The 16,549-nt window shown below is 58.7% G+C and carries 15 protein-coding genes and 1 pseudogene; 2 read left to right on the forward strand and 14 right to left on the reverse strand.

What is annotated here, in order from left to right:
* Window positions 1-4: 4 nt before the first annotated feature.
* The 6 genes from ACLH1U_RS12955 to ACLH1U_RS12980 all read right to left on the reverse strand — a co-directional run bounded on the left by ACLH1U_RS12955 (window position 5) and on the right by ACLH1U_RS12980 (window position 5,630).
* Window positions 5-1,156: a double-cubane-cluster-containing anaerobic reductase gene (locus tag ACLH1U_RS12955; protein WP_032454751.1), complete on the reverse strand. Its 1,152-nt coding sequence runs from the start codon at window positions 1,154-1,156 to the stop codon at window positions 5-7.
* Window positions 1,157-1,253: 97 nt separating this feature from the next.
* Window positions 1,254-1,493 (reverse strand): DUF2164 domain-containing protein, encoded by a 240-nt coding sequence (locus ACLH1U_RS12960; RefSeq protein WP_004204157.1) that lies wholly within the window; start codon window positions 1,491-1,493, stop codon window positions 1,254-1,256.
* Between the two features lie 25 nt (window positions 1,494-1,518).
* Entirely contained in the window at window positions 1,519-2,766 is a 1,248-nt protein-coding gene (gene mdtM, locus ACLH1U_RS12965; RefSeq protein ID WP_411299288.1) for a multidrug efflux MFS transporter MdtM, read from the reverse strand.
* A 53-nt stretch (window positions 2,767-2,819) separates the two neighbouring features.
* Entirely contained in the window at window positions 2,820-4,112 is a 1,293-nt protein-coding gene (locus ACLH1U_RS12970; RefSeq protein WP_023291837.1) for a DUF445 domain-containing protein, read from the reverse strand.
* Entirely contained in the window at window positions 4,105-4,767 is a 663-nt protein-coding gene (locus ACLH1U_RS12975) for a LysE family translocator (RefSeq protein ID WP_101862310.1), read from the reverse strand. Before ACLH1U_RS12975 ends, ACLH1U_RS12970 begins: the two co-directional genes overlap by 8 nt.
* A 47-nt stretch (window positions 4,768-4,814) precedes the next feature.
* Entirely contained in the window at window positions 4,815-5,630 is an 816-nt protein-coding gene (locus ACLH1U_RS12980; RefSeq protein WP_065883234.1) for an AraC family transcriptional regulator, read from the reverse strand.
* A gap of 215 nt (window positions 5,631-5,845) precedes the next feature.
* Here ACLH1U_RS12980 and ACLH1U_RS12985 point away from each other — a divergent pair, with 215 nt between their 5' ends.
* Both ACLH1U_RS12985 and ACLH1U_RS12990 read left to right on the forward strand, forming a co-directional pair.
* Entirely contained in the window at window positions 5,846-6,772 is a 927-nt protein-coding gene (locus ACLH1U_RS12985) for an Rpn family recombination-promoting nuclease/putative transposase (RefSeq protein ID WP_032454754.1), read from the forward strand.
* A 159-nt stretch (window positions 6,773-6,931) separates the two neighbouring features.
* Entirely contained in the window at window positions 6,932-8,302 is a 1,371-nt protein-coding gene (locus ACLH1U_RS12990; RefSeq protein ID WP_374014348.1) for an NAD-dependent succinate-semialdehyde dehydrogenase, read from the forward strand.
* A gap of 49 nt (window positions 8,303-8,351) precedes the next feature.
* Here ACLH1U_RS12990 and ACLH1U_RS12995 read toward each other — a convergent pair.
* The 8 genes and pseudogenes from ACLH1U_RS12995 to hpaA all read right to left on the reverse strand — a co-directional run bounded on the left by ACLH1U_RS12995 (window position 8,352) and on the right by hpaA (window position 16,546).
* Window positions 8,352-8,672: pseudogene (locus tag ACLH1U_RS12995) on the reverse strand (hypothetical protein).
* Complete coding sequence (locus ACLH1U_RS13000; protein WP_373638428.1) at window positions 8,672-9,217, reverse strand: YfaZ family outer membrane protein; 546 nt, start codon at window positions 9,215-9,217, stop codon at window positions 8,672-8,674. The pseudogene ACLH1U_RS12995 and the gene ACLH1U_RS13000 overlap by 1 nt, the downstream one beginning before the upstream one ends.
* Before the next feature lie 392 nt (window positions 9,218-9,609).
* Window positions 9,610-10,566, reverse strand: coding sequence for a GTPase (gene yjiA, locus ACLH1U_RS13005; RefSeq protein ID WP_065812847.1), 957 nt, complete (start codon window positions 10,564-10,566; stop codon window positions 9,610-9,612).
* Window positions 10,567-10,577: 11 nt separating this feature from the next.
* Window positions 10,578-10,781 (reverse strand): YbdD/YjiX family protein, encoded by a 204-nt coding sequence (locus ACLH1U_RS13010; protein ID WP_002887451.1) that lies wholly within the window; start codon window positions 10,779-10,781, stop codon window positions 10,578-10,580.
* A 110-nt stretch (window positions 10,782-10,891) separates the two neighbouring features.
* Complete coding sequence (gene btsT, locus ACLH1U_RS13015; RefSeq protein WP_064155471.1) at window positions 10,892-13,042, reverse strand: pyruvate/proton symporter BtsT; 2,151 nt, start codon at window positions 13,040-13,042, stop codon at window positions 10,892-10,894.
* Between the two features lie 295 nt (window positions 13,043-13,337).
* Complete coding sequence (locus tag ACLH1U_RS13020) at window positions 13,338-13,850, reverse strand: 4-hydroxyphenylacetate 3-monooxygenase reductase subunit (RefSeq protein ID WP_023291846.1); 513 nt, start codon at window positions 13,848-13,850, stop codon at window positions 13,338-13,340.
* Between the two features lie 19 nt (window positions 13,851-13,869).
* Window positions 13,870-15,432 carry a 4-hydroxyphenylacetate 3-monooxygenase, oxygenase component gene (hpaB, locus tag ACLH1U_RS13025; protein ID WP_020079700.1) on the reverse strand — a complete coding sequence of 521 codons (1,563 nt, stop codon included), beginning with the start codon at window positions 15,430-15,432 and terminating at the stop codon, window positions 13,870-13,872.
* 223 nt (window positions 15,433-15,655) lie between these two features.
* Complete coding sequence (hpaA, locus tag ACLH1U_RS13030; RefSeq protein ID WP_032454759.1) at window positions 15,656-16,546, reverse strand: 4-hydroxyphenylacetate catabolism regulatory protein HpaA; 891 nt, start codon at window positions 16,544-16,546, stop codon at window positions 15,656-15,658.
* Window positions 16,547-16,549 lie beyond the last annotated feature (3 nt).

A 16,549-nucleotide genomic window follows, 5' to 3' on the forward strand; every position in this document is an offset into this window, starting at 1 on the left:
CTCCTTACAGCATTTCGATAAAGGCGGCGACGCGGGTGCTGAGCTGGCCGAGGTCCGCTGTCGAATAGTCGGTTTCAATCGCCATATAAGGAAGGTCGTGCTGCTGGCGCAGATGGCGTTTAATGGCCAGCGATTCCACGGCATAGGTATGGCAGGCCTGCAGGATGACGTCGATTACCCCGTCGGCCTGGTACTCCTCCACCATCTGGCTCAGCAGCTGCAGGCGCTGATCGTTAGGGGAAATACAGGAGCAGCCGATGGCGAGATATTTATCGGTTAAGGCATCGTAGACGTCGCCCTCTTCCGCCACGCAGCGCTCGGTCGCCTTCGCGCCGGTGCAGTTTTCATAGCCCACCACCCAGCCGCCGTTTTCTTCGATGGCGCGAACCACTTTCTCCGCCGCCCCGCCGATCGGGCAGCCGGTGATCAGAATGCGCGGGCGTGAGGCCAGTCGTTTACCCTGCCGCCACTCCTGACGGATGCGCTCCGCCATGGCGTTGAGCTCGTCAATCAGCGCGGTTTTGTCGAAGCGGAAGGTGGCGCCATACACCACTTTCAGGATGTCGCCGCCGCTGAGCGCCGGCGGATTGAGCTGCCCGAGACGATAAAAGTGGGCCAGCGCCCGGCGTTCGCGGTTTTTCAGCACGATGGCCTCGCGCAGCGCCGCCTCGCTAATCGGCGCGCCAAACTGCGCCTCAATCACCTGCTGCAGGCGCAGGATCTCCGCTTTCCACAGGGCGCGGGAGGCCGCGTCGCTGGCGCTGTTCGGCAACTGCATCACGTGGACCGCCTTGAACTCGGCCATGTACTCGTACATTTTCTTTTTACCGTCGCAGGTGGTTTCCCCAACCACCAGGTCAGAGAAATAGAAGTAGGGGCATTTATCGGTTTTGCCGAAGCCGTAGCTGCTTTTGATTAACGGACAGAGGTTGCGCGGCAGATCTTTTTCCGCTTCCTCGATGGTTTCATCGGAGGTAGAGCACAGCGAGACCACCACGGCCCCCGCCGCCATGGCGATCTCCTGAGGCATAAAGGTGCAGTAGGTGCCCACCAGCGGCACGTTCTGCTCTTTAAGATCCATGACGGTGAGAAAGCCCTTCTGGCGAGCTTCCGAGAACTGGTCAAAAATGGCGGGTAGATCGGTGATAAGCGACATGGTTTTCCTTCCCCGTACACGGGAGATGCTGAAAGAGTCGCCATTATAACCCTGTTGTTTGTATGCTTTTATTGATCTCCTGCGTCTGCGCGCGGCGTTAATAGACCTTCTTTAAATCCATCTCTTCCTGGATCCGCTCGCTCCATGCCAGGTGGGTGCGGATAGCCTCTTCGATACCGGCGTTGTAGAACAGCGGCCCCAGCTCCTGGGCGATAAAGTCGACAAAAAATTCAGCGTCAAACTGCTCCAGTTCGAGGTTAAACGTCTCTTCGCAGTACTTGCTGAGCCTGTCGCGCAGCAGGTCGCGCTGCGCCGGGCTGAGTTCAATCTCACTCATGATAGGGCTTTCTCCGTAAAAGGGGTCACGACTGCCGGGCTTCAATGACCGCTTGTGCACACTGGCGCTGGTGGCGTAACAGTCCGGCGAGGCAGCAGGCGGCGGCGAGCCCCGCGACCACCGCCAACAGGTGGAAGGGCAGTCTCCCGCCATGGAACCACAGCCAGCGCGCGCCTTCAATCGATAAGGCGCTGACGCTGAGGATCACGATATTCAGCGAGGCGGAGACCGTGCCTTTCGGCAGGTCGTTGGAAAAGAGGGTAAAGCGGAACAGCGTCGGGAAAATCAGCCCGATGCCGAAGGCGTAGAAGCAAGTGCCGAGCACCGACCACAGCCAGACGTGCGGCCAGGCCAGATTCCCCACGATCAGGATGGCCAGGCCGAGCATCTGTACCGGCACCGCGCTCAGCACAAAGCGCGGACGGGTGGGATCTTTTACCCAGCGCGCCACCGACAGGTTGGCAATGATGACGGCGCTGAAGACCGGCACCTGGCTCCAGGCGAACTCGCTGGTGGTCAGCCCGCCGGCGTCCATTAAAATCACCGGCGATACCGCCACCCAGCTCATCAGCGGAATATAGCTCATCGACAGCGTGGCGGCGCCGAGCAAAAAGATGCGGTTGCGAAAGACGTTGCGAAAATCGCGCAGCACGCCCAGGGGGCAGAACGGCACATCGCCGCGGCGCACCGTCTCCGGCATGGTCAACAGCAGCCCCAGCCAGGCCACCAGCCCCATGGCGGCGATAATGCCGAACAGCGCTTTCCAGTGGATAAAATGCATCAGCGCCGCGCCGGAGAGCGGGCCGACGATCGGCGCCACCAGCACGACGGAGGTGATCACCGCCATCAGCCTGATCGACCTTTTTTCCTCAAAGGCTTCCTGTACGGTGACGTAGCCGACGGTGGCGATAAAGCAGATGCTGGTGCCCTGCACGAAGCGGGCGATCAGGAACTGGGTCATGGAGGTGGTGAACAGCGTCGCCAGGCAGGCGAGGGTGAAAATCAGCGCGCCGGTGAGCAGTACCGGACGCCGTCCGATCCGGTCAGAGAGCGGCCCCAGCAGCCACTGCAGCGCCATGCCGCCGGCCATATATAGGCTCACCGAGGCTGGAGCCAGCGCCACATCGGCGTTGAAATCCCGCACCACGTGCAGGATCCCCGGCTGGATCAGGTCGGTGGTGAGATAGGCGGAAAAATCATACAGAATGAGCGCCGCCGGGAAGAACAGCGCGGCGGCGTGCCGGGTTAGCCAGCGGATCATCCGGTGCATCATCTCGCCCTCCCTGTGGAATATTTTTCAGCGCTATTGTTCAGATAGTATCATTGCTAACCAATATGCAGATGCAGCAGCGACGGTATCTGCGAGAGCAGCCACAACAACAGGCCGATGGTTCCCCCGACCAGGGTGCCGTTGATGCGGATGAACTGCAGATCTTTACCGATATTAAGCTCGATCTGCCGCGACATATCGCGGGCGTCCCAGCTCTTCACCGTGTCGCTGATATGCCGAGTGAGGAAGGCGGCGAACTCCGGCGCCACCCGGTGCGCCGCCTGCTCCAGGTGTTCGTTAAGCGATTCGCGCAGCGCGTCGTCGCGGAGTAAGGTTTCACCGAACCACTGGCCAGCCTCGGCGATGCGCTGCTTGATACGCGAGTCGTCGCTGCTGATATCGTTTTTTACCCAACCGCGCAGGTCGCCCCACACTTCGCCCAGATAGCGGTTGAAGGTCTCATCATTTTTCAGCCAGGCTTTGATGTTATCGGCCTTCTGCGCCAGTTCCGGGTCGGACTTCAGGTTATCGATTAGCTTTTGCGTCGCGCGGTCAAAGGTCTGGCGGATCTGATGGGTGCGATCGTGAGTGACCTCGTCCAGCAGGGTATTCACGGCGTCGGTGACCATCTCGGCGCTGTGCTCGCCGAGCCACTCGGTGGGTAATAGCCTGGCCTTCAGCGGGTGTTCGGTCTCCAGCCAGCGCACGATGCCGCGGGCGATAAAGGCGCGGGAGCTGTCGCGCTGCAGCAGGGCGATCAGCTGATTTATCAGCGAATCCAGCAGCTTTTGATGGCGGTTGTCGCGGGTCAGCCCCTCCAGCATCATGGCGCTGGTCTGCGTCAGGTCGACCTTATCGATCGCCTTATGCACCGCGCGCCGCAGCAGACGCTGAATGCGGGCGTCATCGGTCAGTTCGAGAAAACCGCTCATCACCTGCAGCAGGTGCTGGCCGACCCGCCGGGCGTTCTCCGGCTGGCTGAACCAGTTGCCGAGCATCAGGGCTGGTTGATAGCGGCGGATCAGCGCCACCAGCGACGGGGTATCGAGGAACTTCTCTTCCACAAAGCGGCCGAGGTTGTCGGCGATGCGATCTTTGTTGCGCGGGATAATCGCGGTATGGCGGGCGACAAAGGGCAGCGGAATACGACGAAACAGGGCCACCACCGCAAACCAGTCGGCCAGCGCCCCGACCATCGCCGCTTCGGAAATGGCCTTCAGCGCGCTGACCCATGGCGTCGGCGGCAGCAGCAGGGTGGTGATAAATAGCGCGGCGGCGATCAGCAGCAGCGACAGCGCCAGCAGTTTGGCGCGTTTCAGTTCAGCGAGTTTTTCCATAAACTTAAGCATATAACCTGACGGCGAGGTCGTGCAAAAATCGCCAGATAATCCACAGACCGAACATCATCAGGATCGCCCCCGCCGCCCGCTCGACCCGCCAGACGATGGCGCTCAGGCGGTGCTGCACCAGCGGCAGCGCAATCGCGCTCACCAGCAGTAAATCCCAGAAGAACACCACGCTGACCATCCACAGGCCACTTACCGTTTGCTGCAGCAAGGTAACCGCCGGCCCCAGCAGGGAGGTCATCAGCGCCAGATAAAACAGCGCGTTCTTCGGGTTGAGCAGCGATGACCCCAGCCCCAGCAGCAGCTGCTTGCCGAACCCCGGACACGATGCGCGAACGCTCTCCACCGCCAGCGCCGCGGGACGGCTGCGAATCAGCAGGCTGCCAATCCACAGTAAATAGCCTGCGCCCAGCAGCTCGATGAGCAAAAACAGCAGCGGCGCCTGGCGCAGAAGCCCCCAGCCAACGATGGCCAGGACAATATACAACGCATTCCCGGCGGCGATGCCGAGACACAGTCCGAGGCTGCCGCGGATCCGGTAGCGTACAGCGTAACCGACCAGCAGAAAAAAATCGGGGCCCGGGCTGAGCAGAGCGACAAAGTGGGACAGGGCTAACGCCGGAAAGGCGGCGGGGAAGAGAGTCGATAAGGTATTCATAGTGGCCTCGATAATGGTGCTGAGGCCACCCTACGTCAGGTGGAAAATTACTTATTGTCGGAAATTGATCGGCTTTGCGCATACTGCCGCGGCGTGGCGGCGGTATAGCTGACGAAGGTTTTATGGAAATGGCTCTGATCGGCAAAGCCGGCCTGATAGCCGACGTCGGCAATAGGGTCCCCGGCACGTAAGCGCGTTTTCGCATATTCAATGCGCGCCATATTGATCAAACTGGCGGGCGTCAGGCCGGTATCCTGTTTCACGGCGCGGATAACGGTCTCTTTACGTAGCGCGCTGTCGTGGGCCAGCTTATCCAGCGATGGCGGCGCCGGCAGATCTGTCGCCAGGCGCTGAAACAGCAGGGCGCTGGCGTGATGTGGCGCCTGCGGCGCGGCGGCGCACAGCGGCAGCGCGTGCAGGAGCTGCGCCAGCCGGGCGGGCAGTTGCTCAATGCGGCCGCGGCTCATCAGGGCGACAATCTGCTGGAAGCAGGCAAAGAGAGGGCTGTCGCGCAGCAGCGGCTGCGGCGAGGTGATACTGGCGCCAGGGGGAATATCCGGACGCTGCGCATGGCACCATGCCGCCTCCAGATACAGCATATGATAGCTGCGCGGCCGGTCACGCAGCGGATTACAGCTATGCGGCGCGTGCGGCGGGATCACGATCAGATCCCCGGGCTGCAGGAGATATTCCTGACCATTGCACAGGCAGCGCGTTTCACCATCGATAATCGCCCCCACCGAGAGCTGCGGGTGGCTGTGGCGCTTATAGGCCTGACGGCTGCGCCAGGTGCTGCGCAGCTCCAGCCACGGCAGGCGATCGTCTCGCCAGAAGGTTTGGGGAATATCTCGGGTATGGTTCACCGCATCGACCTTTGCTGAGGGGATAAATCGTTTATAGCATGCTGCGCCGAGGCTGTCGCCCGCCGGGATTTGCGTACCGCGTCGAAAAAGGATGTCACGCTTGCAGTCCGGGGAAATATGTTTTCGTCGCGGAATGTAAAATCCCGGTTTCCGGGGTGTCAGCGACATTCATGGGAGGTAGAGTCCCTGCAGGATAAGCAGGCAGGGATGAGCCGATGGCAAAGGGCACCACCTCGACGCCGCATGATGCGGTGTTTAAACAGTTTCTCACTCAGGCCGACATCGCGCGTGATTTCCTGGCGATCCATCTACCGCCTGCGCTGCGTCAGCGCTGCGACCTCGATACCTTACAGCTGGAGTCGGCAAGCTTTATCGAGGAGAGCCTGCGGGCCTGGTACTCCGATGTGCTGTGGTCACTCAAAACCGCGTCTGGCAAGGGATACATTTATGTGGTTATCGAACATCAGAGCTCGCCGGACGTGCAAATGGCTTTTCGCCTGATGCGCTACGCCATCGCCGCGATGCAGCGCCATCTGGATAGCGGTCATACCAGACTGCCGCTGGTGGTGCCGATGCTGTTTTATCACGGAGCGACCACGCCATACCCGTGGTCGCTCAGCTGGCTGGACTGCTTTGCCGATCCACAGCTGGCGAGGGAGCTTTATGCCTCGCCCTTTCCGCTGGTGGATATCACGGTGATCCCCGACGATGAGATCGTTCGTCACCGGCGGGTGGCATTACTCGAGCTGATACAGAAGCATATTCGCCAGCGCGATTTAATGGCGATTGTTGAGCAGCTGACGACGATTTTACTTAGCGGTGACGCTAATGACAGGCAGATAAAAACGCTGTTTAATTATCTACTGCAGACTGGCAACGCGCGTCGCTTTGGCCGGTTTATCCAGGAAGTGGCGCAACGGGTTCCTCAGCACAGGGAGAGATTGATGACCATCGCCGAACGATTACAGGAAGTGTGGCGCAGAAAAGGCAAACGGGAAGGCCGGCTTGAAGGATGGCAAGAAGGACAGCATGCCGAGGCGCTGCGCATTGCCCAGAGGATGCTGGCCGACGGCATTGCCCGCGAGACGGTGGTGAAAATCACCGGCCTGACCGTCGATGAGATCGCCGCGCTGGCGCATTGATAACGCCGGGACGGCCTGACGGTCGCCCCGGTTAGCCACCGTTATGGAATATTCCGGATATACCTAACTTTACCCGCATCGCCAGCCATCTCGACTACCCTTAATATCCTTAACGGCATTTTTGACTGCCTTAATAGCGATAACAAGGAGACATGCGATATGGCCTATCAGACGGTGAATCCTGCGAACAATCAGCTTATTAAAACGTACCCGGCGCACAGCGATGCGGACGTGGAGGCGGCGCTGCGGCAGGCGGATGCGCTCTATCATTCGGCCTGGGCGAAAGGCAATATTGAACCGCGTCTGGCGGTGCTGCATAAGCTGGCGGATCTGATCGACAGCCGGGCGGAAGATCTGGCGAAAATCGCCAGCGAGGAGATGGGGAAACTCATTAAGCAGAGCCGCGGCGAAGTGAAACTGTGCGCGCAAATCGCCCGCTATTACGCCGATAACGCCAAATCGATGCTGGCGCCGGTGAAATACCCCACCGAACTCGGCGACGCCTGGGTTGAACACCATCCCATCGGCGTATTAGTGGCGGTGGAACCGTGGAACTTCCCCTATTACCAGCTGATGCGCGTCCTGGCGCCAAACCTGGCGGCCGGGAACCCGGTTATCGCCAAACACGCCAGCATTGTGCCGCACTGCGCGGAAACCTTTGCTCATCTGGTGCGCGAGGCCGGCGCACCAGATGGGGCGTGGACCAATCTGTTTATCTCCCAGGATCAGGTGGCGAAGATTATCGCCGACGATCGTGTGCAGGGCGCGGCGCTGACCGGGTCGGAAAAAGCTGGCAGCGTAGTGGCGGCGCAGGCGGCGAAGCATATTAAAAAATCGACCCTGGAACTCGGCGGCAACGATGTGTTTGTGGTGCTCGACGATGCCGACCTTGATCGCGCGGTGAAAATCGGCGTCCAGGCGCGGCTGAACAACGCCGGCCAGGTGTGTACTGCCGCCAAGCGGATTATCCTGCATGAGAACATCGCTGAGTCGTTTCTGACGAAATTTAGCGAGGCGTTTCGCCAGGTAAAAATAGGCGATCCGCTGGATGAAAGCACCACGCTGGGGCCGCTCTCCTCTAAAGATGCGCTGGAAACCTTAAGCAAGCAGGTTGACGAGGCGGTCAAAAACGGCGCCACGCTGCATCTGGGCGGCAAGCCCGTGGCGCGAGACGGCAACTTCTTTGAACCCACTATCCTGACCGGTATCACCCGCGACAACCCGGCGTACTTCGAAGAGTTCTTTGGCCCGGTGGCGCAGATCTACGTGGTGAAAAACGATGAGGAGGCGATTGCGCTTGCCAACGATTCTCACTATGGCCTGGGCGGCGCGGTGTTCAGTCAGGATATCGAACGCGCTAAACGGATGGCATCCGCCATTGAAACCGGGATGGTCTATATCAACTGGCTGACCGATACCGCGCCCGAACTGCCGTTTGGCGGCGTGAAGCGTTCCGGTTATGGCCGGGAGCTCTCCGATCTCGGCATCAAAGAGTTTGTGAACCAAAAGCTGGTGGTGGTTCGCCGCTAAGCCCGACCATAAAAAAACCTGCCATCCGGCAGGTTTTTTTATAATAGATTTATTGCACTTCGACTTTATCCCAGCCGCTTTTGAACATACAGCTGTCGACTAAGGTCTCCCGCTGATATTCATTCGCGTCTTCTACCGTATAACTTGTTTCAACATCCTGTTTCTTATGCTTTTTGTCGGTTTTTTCTGAACTGGACCCGGTCACCACGTTATCCGGAGGGAGATCGACCAGGGCCTGCGCTTCACATTCGGTGAGCTTTTTATGCATCTCGGCATCGCTTAAACCCGGCTTCACCTAGGTATACTGAGTGCAGCCGGTGAGCAGCAACGCCAGGCTCAGCGCAGAGAGCGCGGCGAGACGTGATTTCATCAGAAGGAGAGCCCGCCGCCCACGTAGGCGCCATCAATCAGGGTGTGGTTAGGACGGCCCTCTTTACCGTCAACGCTCACGTGACGGTAACCCACTTTCAGCGTTAATGGGCCAATTGGGGACCAGCTCACGCCGCCGTTCGCTTCAACATAGTTTTTCACGCTGTTGTTCAGGCCGTCCGGCGCGACATACCCTTCGCCAAACATATTGATGCTGTCAGTCAGGGCCACGTTCACCCCGCCGCCGACCGGAAACGCGACGCCGTTATCGCCTTTTTTCGGTCCCAGATAGATAGCTTTCGCGCCAGCGTTGAGCATCACCGGGCCAACTTCCAGATTGTAACCCGCGCCAACGCCGCCGGTCTGGCTACCATCATCGGTATTCTTCAGCCAGTGGCTTTCGACATACAGACCGGAAGAAGATTTACCCATTTCCATATTCAGGTTGGTAAAATTCTTTCCTTGTTCAACGGTATACCCCATTGCCATGGCGGAACCAGAGACCGCGGTCAGGGCAGCAACAATCAGGATGTTAAGCTTTTTCATGGTTTGCTCCTCGTCATTAAATTTGTCTGAGGGCACCTTAACAATCGATGTTTACCTCTGCAAATGTGACTTGCGTCGATTTTTTATGCTGTATTTGTCAGGGGAGTGTTTTGAAAATGTTGTAATGACGTTGAGTTATGGCGAGGTCAATCATCAAATTTGGTCTGTTTAGCCGCAGTTTAATGGGTGGGCTAAACAGAAACTGAACAGGGTGGGCATTAATTATTAAGCATCCTATTCATTGAATTTCTTATTATTTCCAAAAGTGTTTCTGCTGTTACTTATAAAAACGTTGATTTACATTTTTCGACGCGATGACGACGTGTTATCCCTGTCTTTGACGATGTACGGGGAGAGAAGAGGGCCTGCGCCTTAGCGCGCAGGCGGGCAAATTAGCGTCGTAGCCCGGCAAATGCCGCGCGAATCTCCTCTTCCGGCAACTGAATGCCGATAAACACCAGCGTGCTGTGCGGCGTTTCATCGCCCCACGGGCGATCCCAGTCGGCGCTGTAGAGGCGCTGCACGCCCTGGAACAGCAGGCGATTTGGCTCGCCGTCGATCCACAGCATCCCTTTATAGCGCATCAATTGCTCGGCGAAGGAGAGCAGCAGGTTTTCCATTACTCGCGACACTTCGCTGATATCCACCGGGTAATCCATCTCAACCACGATTGATGACACGTCGTTTTGCTTCTCTGCCATAAAGTGGAAACGCGGTTTGCTGTTTACGACGTTCTCTTCCAGCATAAAGCCGCTGGTGTTAAACAGCTGGCTAAGATCGATATCGCCGTGAATGACGGTATAAATCGGCGCCCGGGCATTAATGCGCGCCAGCCGTTCGCGCAATTTTTCGGTGTCGCCGGCAACATCAGTTTTGGTCAGCAAAATGCGGTCTGCGTAGCCTGCCTGCGACTGGGCGATGGTGAACTGATCCATCTGCTGGTCGGCATGGACCGCATCCACCAGGGCGATCACGCCATCCAGCAGATAGCGCTCGCAAAGCACCTCGTGGGAGAAAAAGGTCTGGATAATCGGCCCCGGGTCGGCCATGCCGGTGCATTCAATCACCAGCCGGTCGAACTCGATTTCACCGCGGTCGCGGCTGTCGAGCAGATCGAGCAGGGCGTCTTCCAGTTCGTTGGAGCGCGTACAGCAGATGCAGCCGTTGGTCAGGGTTTTAATCTGCGTGGCGCGGTCGCCGATCAGCTGATCGTCAACGGCGACTTCGCCAAATTCATTTTCAATCACGGCGATTTTAAAGCCGTGCTGTTCGTTGAGAATATGGCGCAACAGGGTGGTTTTACCTGCGCCGAGAAAACCGGTGAGTAGGGTGACTGCAATCGGTGCCATTATTGCCTCCATTAACAGCAGCGGACGCCGCCTTTGCCGTCGCCGCCGTAGCGGGCCTGCTGGCGTTCGCGGAAGAATTCTTCATAAGTCATGTACGGCTGATCCGGATGGTTGGTTTGCATATGGGTGACGTAGTTGTCGTAATCCGGAATGCCAATCAGCATTTTCGCTGCCTGACCGAGATATTTTTTTGCCTGACCTAAGTTACCAAACATTGTAAGTTCCAGATAACGAATAAAGCCGGATGGCGACTAGCGCCTTCTCCGGCCTACGTTGATGCGCTTTTTTGTAGGCCGGATAAGCGTAGCGCCATCCGGCATCGGGGTTAATGATGTGACGAGGTCTTCACGCCGCCTTCCGGTACCGGCACGTACGGGGTCTCTTTGTCGGTACGCACTTTATTGTTGCGGACAGTGAGCCAGGTTTTGATGCCGTAGAAGATGATGCTGTACACCACTACCAGGAACAGGATGCTCAGGCCGGCGTTGGTGTAGTTGTTGACCACGATATGGTTCATGTTGGCCACCTGCTGGGCGGTCAGCTCGCCACCGGCGGCGATCTTCTCTTTATACTGCTGAGCCATAAAGAAGAAGCCTTCCATCTGCGGGTTGGTGCTGAACAGTTTCAGGCCCAGCGCCCAGGTGGTGCACAGCAGCAGCCATGCAGCCGGGATCACGGTGACCCAGATATATTTGGTGCGCTGCATTTTGACCAGCACCACGGTGCCAAGCACCAGCGCCACCGCGGCCAGCATCTGGTTAGAGATACCGAACAGCGGCCACAGGCTCTTCACGCCGCCCAGCGGGTCGACCACGCCCTGATACAGCAGGTAGCCCCACAGCCCGACGCAGCCGGCGGTACCGATAATCCCGGCGACCAGCGAGTCGGTTTTTTTCAGGAACGGCACGAAGTTACCCAGCAGATCCTGCAGCATAAAGCGGCCTGCGCGGGTCCCCGCATCCAGCGCGGTGAGGATAAACAGCGCTTCAAACAGGATACCGAAGTGGTACCAGAAGCCCATATCCGCCATCGGGATGATTTTGTGGAACACATGAGCGATACCCACGGCCAGCGTCGGCGCGCCGCCCGCGCGGTTCAGTACGGAAGGTTCGCCGATATCTTTCGCGGTTTGCAGGATTTGCTCAGGTGAGATCACGAAGCCCCAGGAGCTGACGGTCGCTGCCGCGTGAGCGGTGACATCCCTCAGCTGGGCGGCAATCAGCGCCGCGTTTTCACCGCCCATTTCGTGCAGGTTCGGCATGGTGATGCCCAGACCCGCCGGCGGGGTGTTCATTGCGAAGTAGAGGCCCGGTTCGATAATTGAGGCCGCTACCAGCGCCATCACCGCCACGAAGGACTCCATCAGCATTGCGCCGTAGCCGATAAAGCGGGCGTCGGTTTCGTTGGCCAGCAGCTTCGGCGTGGTGCCGGAGGCGATCAGAGCGTGGAAGCCGGATACCGCGCCGCAGGCAATAGTGATAAACAGGAACGGGAACAGGGCGCCTTTCCACAGCGGACCGGTACCGTCAATGTACTGGGTCACCGCCGGCATTTTCAGGTCCGGGTTAAGGATCACGATACCCAGCGCCAGGCCAACGATGACGCCGATTTTCAGGAAGGTCGCCAGGTAGTCGCGCGGCGCCAGAATCAGCCATACCGGCAGCAGAGCCGAGATAAACGCGTAGCCAATCAGGGTAAAGGTGATGGTGGTGTCTTTAAAGGTCAGCGCCGGGCCCCAGTACGGGTCGTGGGCAATCACGCCGCCGAAGTAAATAGACGCCACCAGCAGGACGATACCGATGACCGATACTTCGCCTACGCGGCCCGGGCGCAGGAAGCGCATGTAGATCCCCATAAACAGGGCAATTGGCACCGTCGAGCAGACGGTGAAGACGCCCCACGGGCTTTCCGCCAGCGCTTTCACCACGATCAGCGCCAGCACCGCGAGGATGATGATCATTATCAGGAAGCAGCCGAACAGCGCGATGGAGCCCGGTACGGGACCCATCTCCTGTTTGATCATCTCGCCCAGCGAGGCGCCGTTACGCCGCGAGGAGATAAACAGCACCATAAAGTCCTGTACCGCGCCTGCCAGCACGACGCCCGCCAGCAGCCACAGGGTACCCGGCAGGTAGCCCATCTGCGCGGCGAGCACCGGGCCCACCAGCGGACCGGCGCCGGCAATCGCGGCAAAGTGGTGGCCAAACAGCACGTAGCGGTTGGTCGGCACATAGTTCAGGCCATCGTTATTAATGACCGCCGGCGTGGAGCGCGTCGGGTCAAGCTTCATCACCTTCTGCGCGATATACAGGCTGTAATAACGGTAGGCGACGAGATACACGGAAACCGACGCCACCACGATCCACAGGGCACTGACGTGCTCACCGCGGCGCAGGGCGACGACTGAGAGGCAAAATGCCCCGATGATCCCGAGAATCACCCAGGGTATGTGCTTGAATAGTTTTTTGGTATCCATAGTAAAACCTGGCGTTAATGAGATGAATAATTGGCCGAAGCCGTCTGGTTTTAAGTAAGAGTTGATGGAGGTATTGATTAGCTAGGCTGCCTGCGATCTTGCCAGACCGGCGCGCGCGTAAAGATGAGTAAATGGGTGAGTGGTTGTATAGGAGGTTAAGCGGTTACTGGAAGGGGTAAGCGGTTGGCTACGAAGTGAACAGGGCGGGATTATGTGATTGTGATCACAGGAGATTGTGGCCTGCGACGCTGTGGGTTAACGCTCCTCCCCAACCGGGGAGGAGCAGACAAGGCGATTACACTGCGACTTCCATTTCCATCATTACCGGGTGGAAGCGGCGCTTAAAGTAGATCAGCCCGTGGCCCTGCTGGCTCAGGGTTATGTTCCTGATTTCTACCAGATAGACCAGGTGGGTGCCGATGGTTTGTACCTGGCTAATCTCCCCTTCGAGACTGGCCAGCGACCCCTTCAGCACCGGCTGCCCGAGCGCGCCCTGCTGCCAGCCGCTGAGGGCAAAACGCTCTTCCATCGTCACCCCGGTCATCCCGGCGAAATGACGGGCCATGATTTCCTGTTCATGGTTCAGCACGTTGATGCACAACTTGCCGTTGCCCTGAAACACCGGGTTCATCGCGCTGTTGGCGTTGATACACACCATCACCGAGGGCGGCGTATCCGTCACCGAGCACACCGCCGTGGCGGTAATCCCGCAGCGGCCGGCTTCGCCTGCGGTGGTGACCACGTTAACCGCCGCCGACAGGCTGGCCATGGCATCGCGAAAACGCAGGCGTTGTTCATCTAATTGCATTATGACCTCCCGCTGCGAATTACTTCAGCAGCTTATCCAACATGTTGATATCAGTGTTATTGTGCAGATGCGGCACCGTCCAGCCGTTCTGGTCGTACTCGGACAGGCAGCGGTCGACCATCGCCATCATCTTGTCCATATTGCCGGAGCTCTGCGCCTGGCGCAGACACTGCAGGCGAATCTCATCCTGGCTACCGGAGTAGTTGATTTCATACAGCTCGTGGCGGCCGCCGAACTCGCTGCCGATGGCGTCCCACATCAGTTTGAGGATCTTGATACGTTCAACGTGATCCATACCGTTGGAGCCGCGCACATACTTCGCCAGATACTGGTCAATCTGCGGGTTGTTCAGATCGCGGGCGCTGGACGGCAGATAAATCAGGCCGCTGGTGACGTTGCGCTCGATGATGTTCTTGATCTTGGCGTAGGCCATCGGGGCCATCACGCGATAGGTCTGCAGCGCGGCGTGATCCGGCAGCCATGCGCCGTTGACCCACGGCGTCGCTTCCGAGCACATGGAATCGCTCAGCGCCCAGAACATGTTGCGCCATGCCACCACTTCGCCGAGGTCGGCCTGCACGCCGCGGAACTCGAGGGTGCCGGTACATTCCAGCGAGCGCTTCAGCAGGGCGGTGATAAAGTCCAGTTTTACCGCCAGACGTACGCAGGCCTGCAGCGGGTACATGCGGGCGAACCCCCCTTCCATGGTCCAGCGGCGGCAGCGGTCGAAGTCGCGATAAATCAGCACGTTCTCCCATGGGATCAGCACCTTATCCATTACCAGAATCGCGTCGTTCTCGTCGAAACGGCTGGAGAGCGGATAGTCGTACGGGGAGCCGGTCGCGCCGGCGACCATCTCATAGGAGGCGCGGGAGATCAGCTTGACGCCTTCGGCGTCCATCGGCGCGACGAACATCAGCGCGAAGTCCGGGTTTTCGCCCATCACCTGCGCGGAGCCGAAGCCGATCATGTTGTAGTGGGTCAGCGCCGAGTTGGTGGCGACCACTTTCGCGCCGCTGACGATGATCCCGGCATCGGTCTCTTTTTCCAGCTTGATGTAGACATCCTTCACTTCATCGGCCGGCTTGTGGCGGTCGATCGGCGGGTTGACGATCGCATGGTTAAAGTACAGGCCGGTTTCCTGAATGCGGGTGTACCAGTTGCGGGCGTTCTGCTCGAACTGGCCGTAAAACGCCGGGTTGGCGCCCAGCGCGCAGCCGAAGGCGGCTTTGTAGTCCGGGGTGCGGCCCATCCAGCCGTAGCTTAGGCGCGACCACTCGGCGATGGCGTCGCGCTGCTGGCGCAGATCGTCGGCGCTTTTCGCCACGCGAAAGAATTTATGGGTGTAGCCGCCGCTGCCGGTATCGGTGCCCCAGCACAGGGAATCCTGCATCTCCGGTTTGTGCAGCGCATCGTACAGTTGAGCGACGGAGGCCGCGGCGTTACGGAAGGCCGGGTGGGTGGTGACATCCTTCACGCGCTCGCCATAGATATAAATTTCGCGGCCATCCTGCAGGCTTTTTAAATACTCTTCGCCAGTTAACGGGCGTTTCGCGTCGGCGCGGAAATCTTCAGGTTTCATAGGGGCCTCTTCAGTATTTATCGGAAAATGATGTTAAATATATGTTTTGTTTTTGTTGTTCAATTGAAGCGGTTATTGCGCTTGTCGTGAAGGGACGTTTGCGACAACGACGGGTACTTTTCAGGCGGGAGTGAATTTTGTGATCTCTGCAGCGTTTACCGGCTGGCGCGGCGCTGAACCGACCTGTGGACTATCGCCCGGCAGGCGCAGCGCCAGCGGGGAATTACGATACCGGTACTTTTTGCGCCCGGTAGCTGCTGGGCGAGCAGCCGACCTGGCGGCTAAAAAAGCGCGCAAAATAAGCGGGGTCTTTAAACCCCAGCTGCCAGGCTATCTCATTGACGGCGCTATCGGAGAACAACAGCAGGCGCTTCGCCTCGCGCAGCTGGCGGTCGAATATCAGCCGTTTGGGCGAACGGTTGGCAAAGCGGCGACAGATATCGGTCAGCCGCGATTCGGTCAGGTGCAGCTCCCTGGCGTAATCCGGTACCGTCCAGTGCTGATGGTAGTGGCTGTCGATCATCTGGTTAAAGCGCTGGAATAGTTTCAGCTCGCCGCGCATGCCGCTGGCGGCGTGATCGTCGAGCTTTGCGTTACGCAATAGCAGGGTAAAGACCGCCTGCGCCAGCAGCGCCAGGGTGTGCTCGCGCCCCGGCAACTGGGCGGTGGATTCCCGGCGGATCAGCTGCCAGTAGTGGGTCAGCGCCGCCAGCTCGTCGGGTTTATCCGCCAGCGACAGGCAGATCCCCGGCAGGCCGAAGGTCTCCCGCGTGCCGGGATAGAGCACCTCCAGCAGCGGCCAGATGAGTTCTTCGTGCACCGTCAGCACATGGCCATCGCTATCGGACTCGGTAATAAAGGCGTGCGGCACCGAGGGCGGCGTTAACACAAACAATGGCGCCTGCACCGAATAGCGATGGTCATCAAGCTGCAGCTCAATCTGCCCGGTATCAAGATAGTGCATCTGGAAATAGCGGTCGTGGCGATGCGCCTGCATGTCGCGGCCAAAAAAGGCCGCCATGCGGGAAAACGACTGATAGTGCACCTCCTCGGTGCCCAGGCTCTCGTCGTAATCTTTATTGATATCGATATTGGCGATGGAATGCTGGCACATACC

Source organism: Klebsiella sp. 1SOBk5mer (assembly GCF_046603115.1).
GTDB lineage: Bacteria > Pseudomonadota > Gammaproteobacteria > Enterobacterales > Enterobacteriaceae > Klebsiella > Klebsiella quasipneumoniae.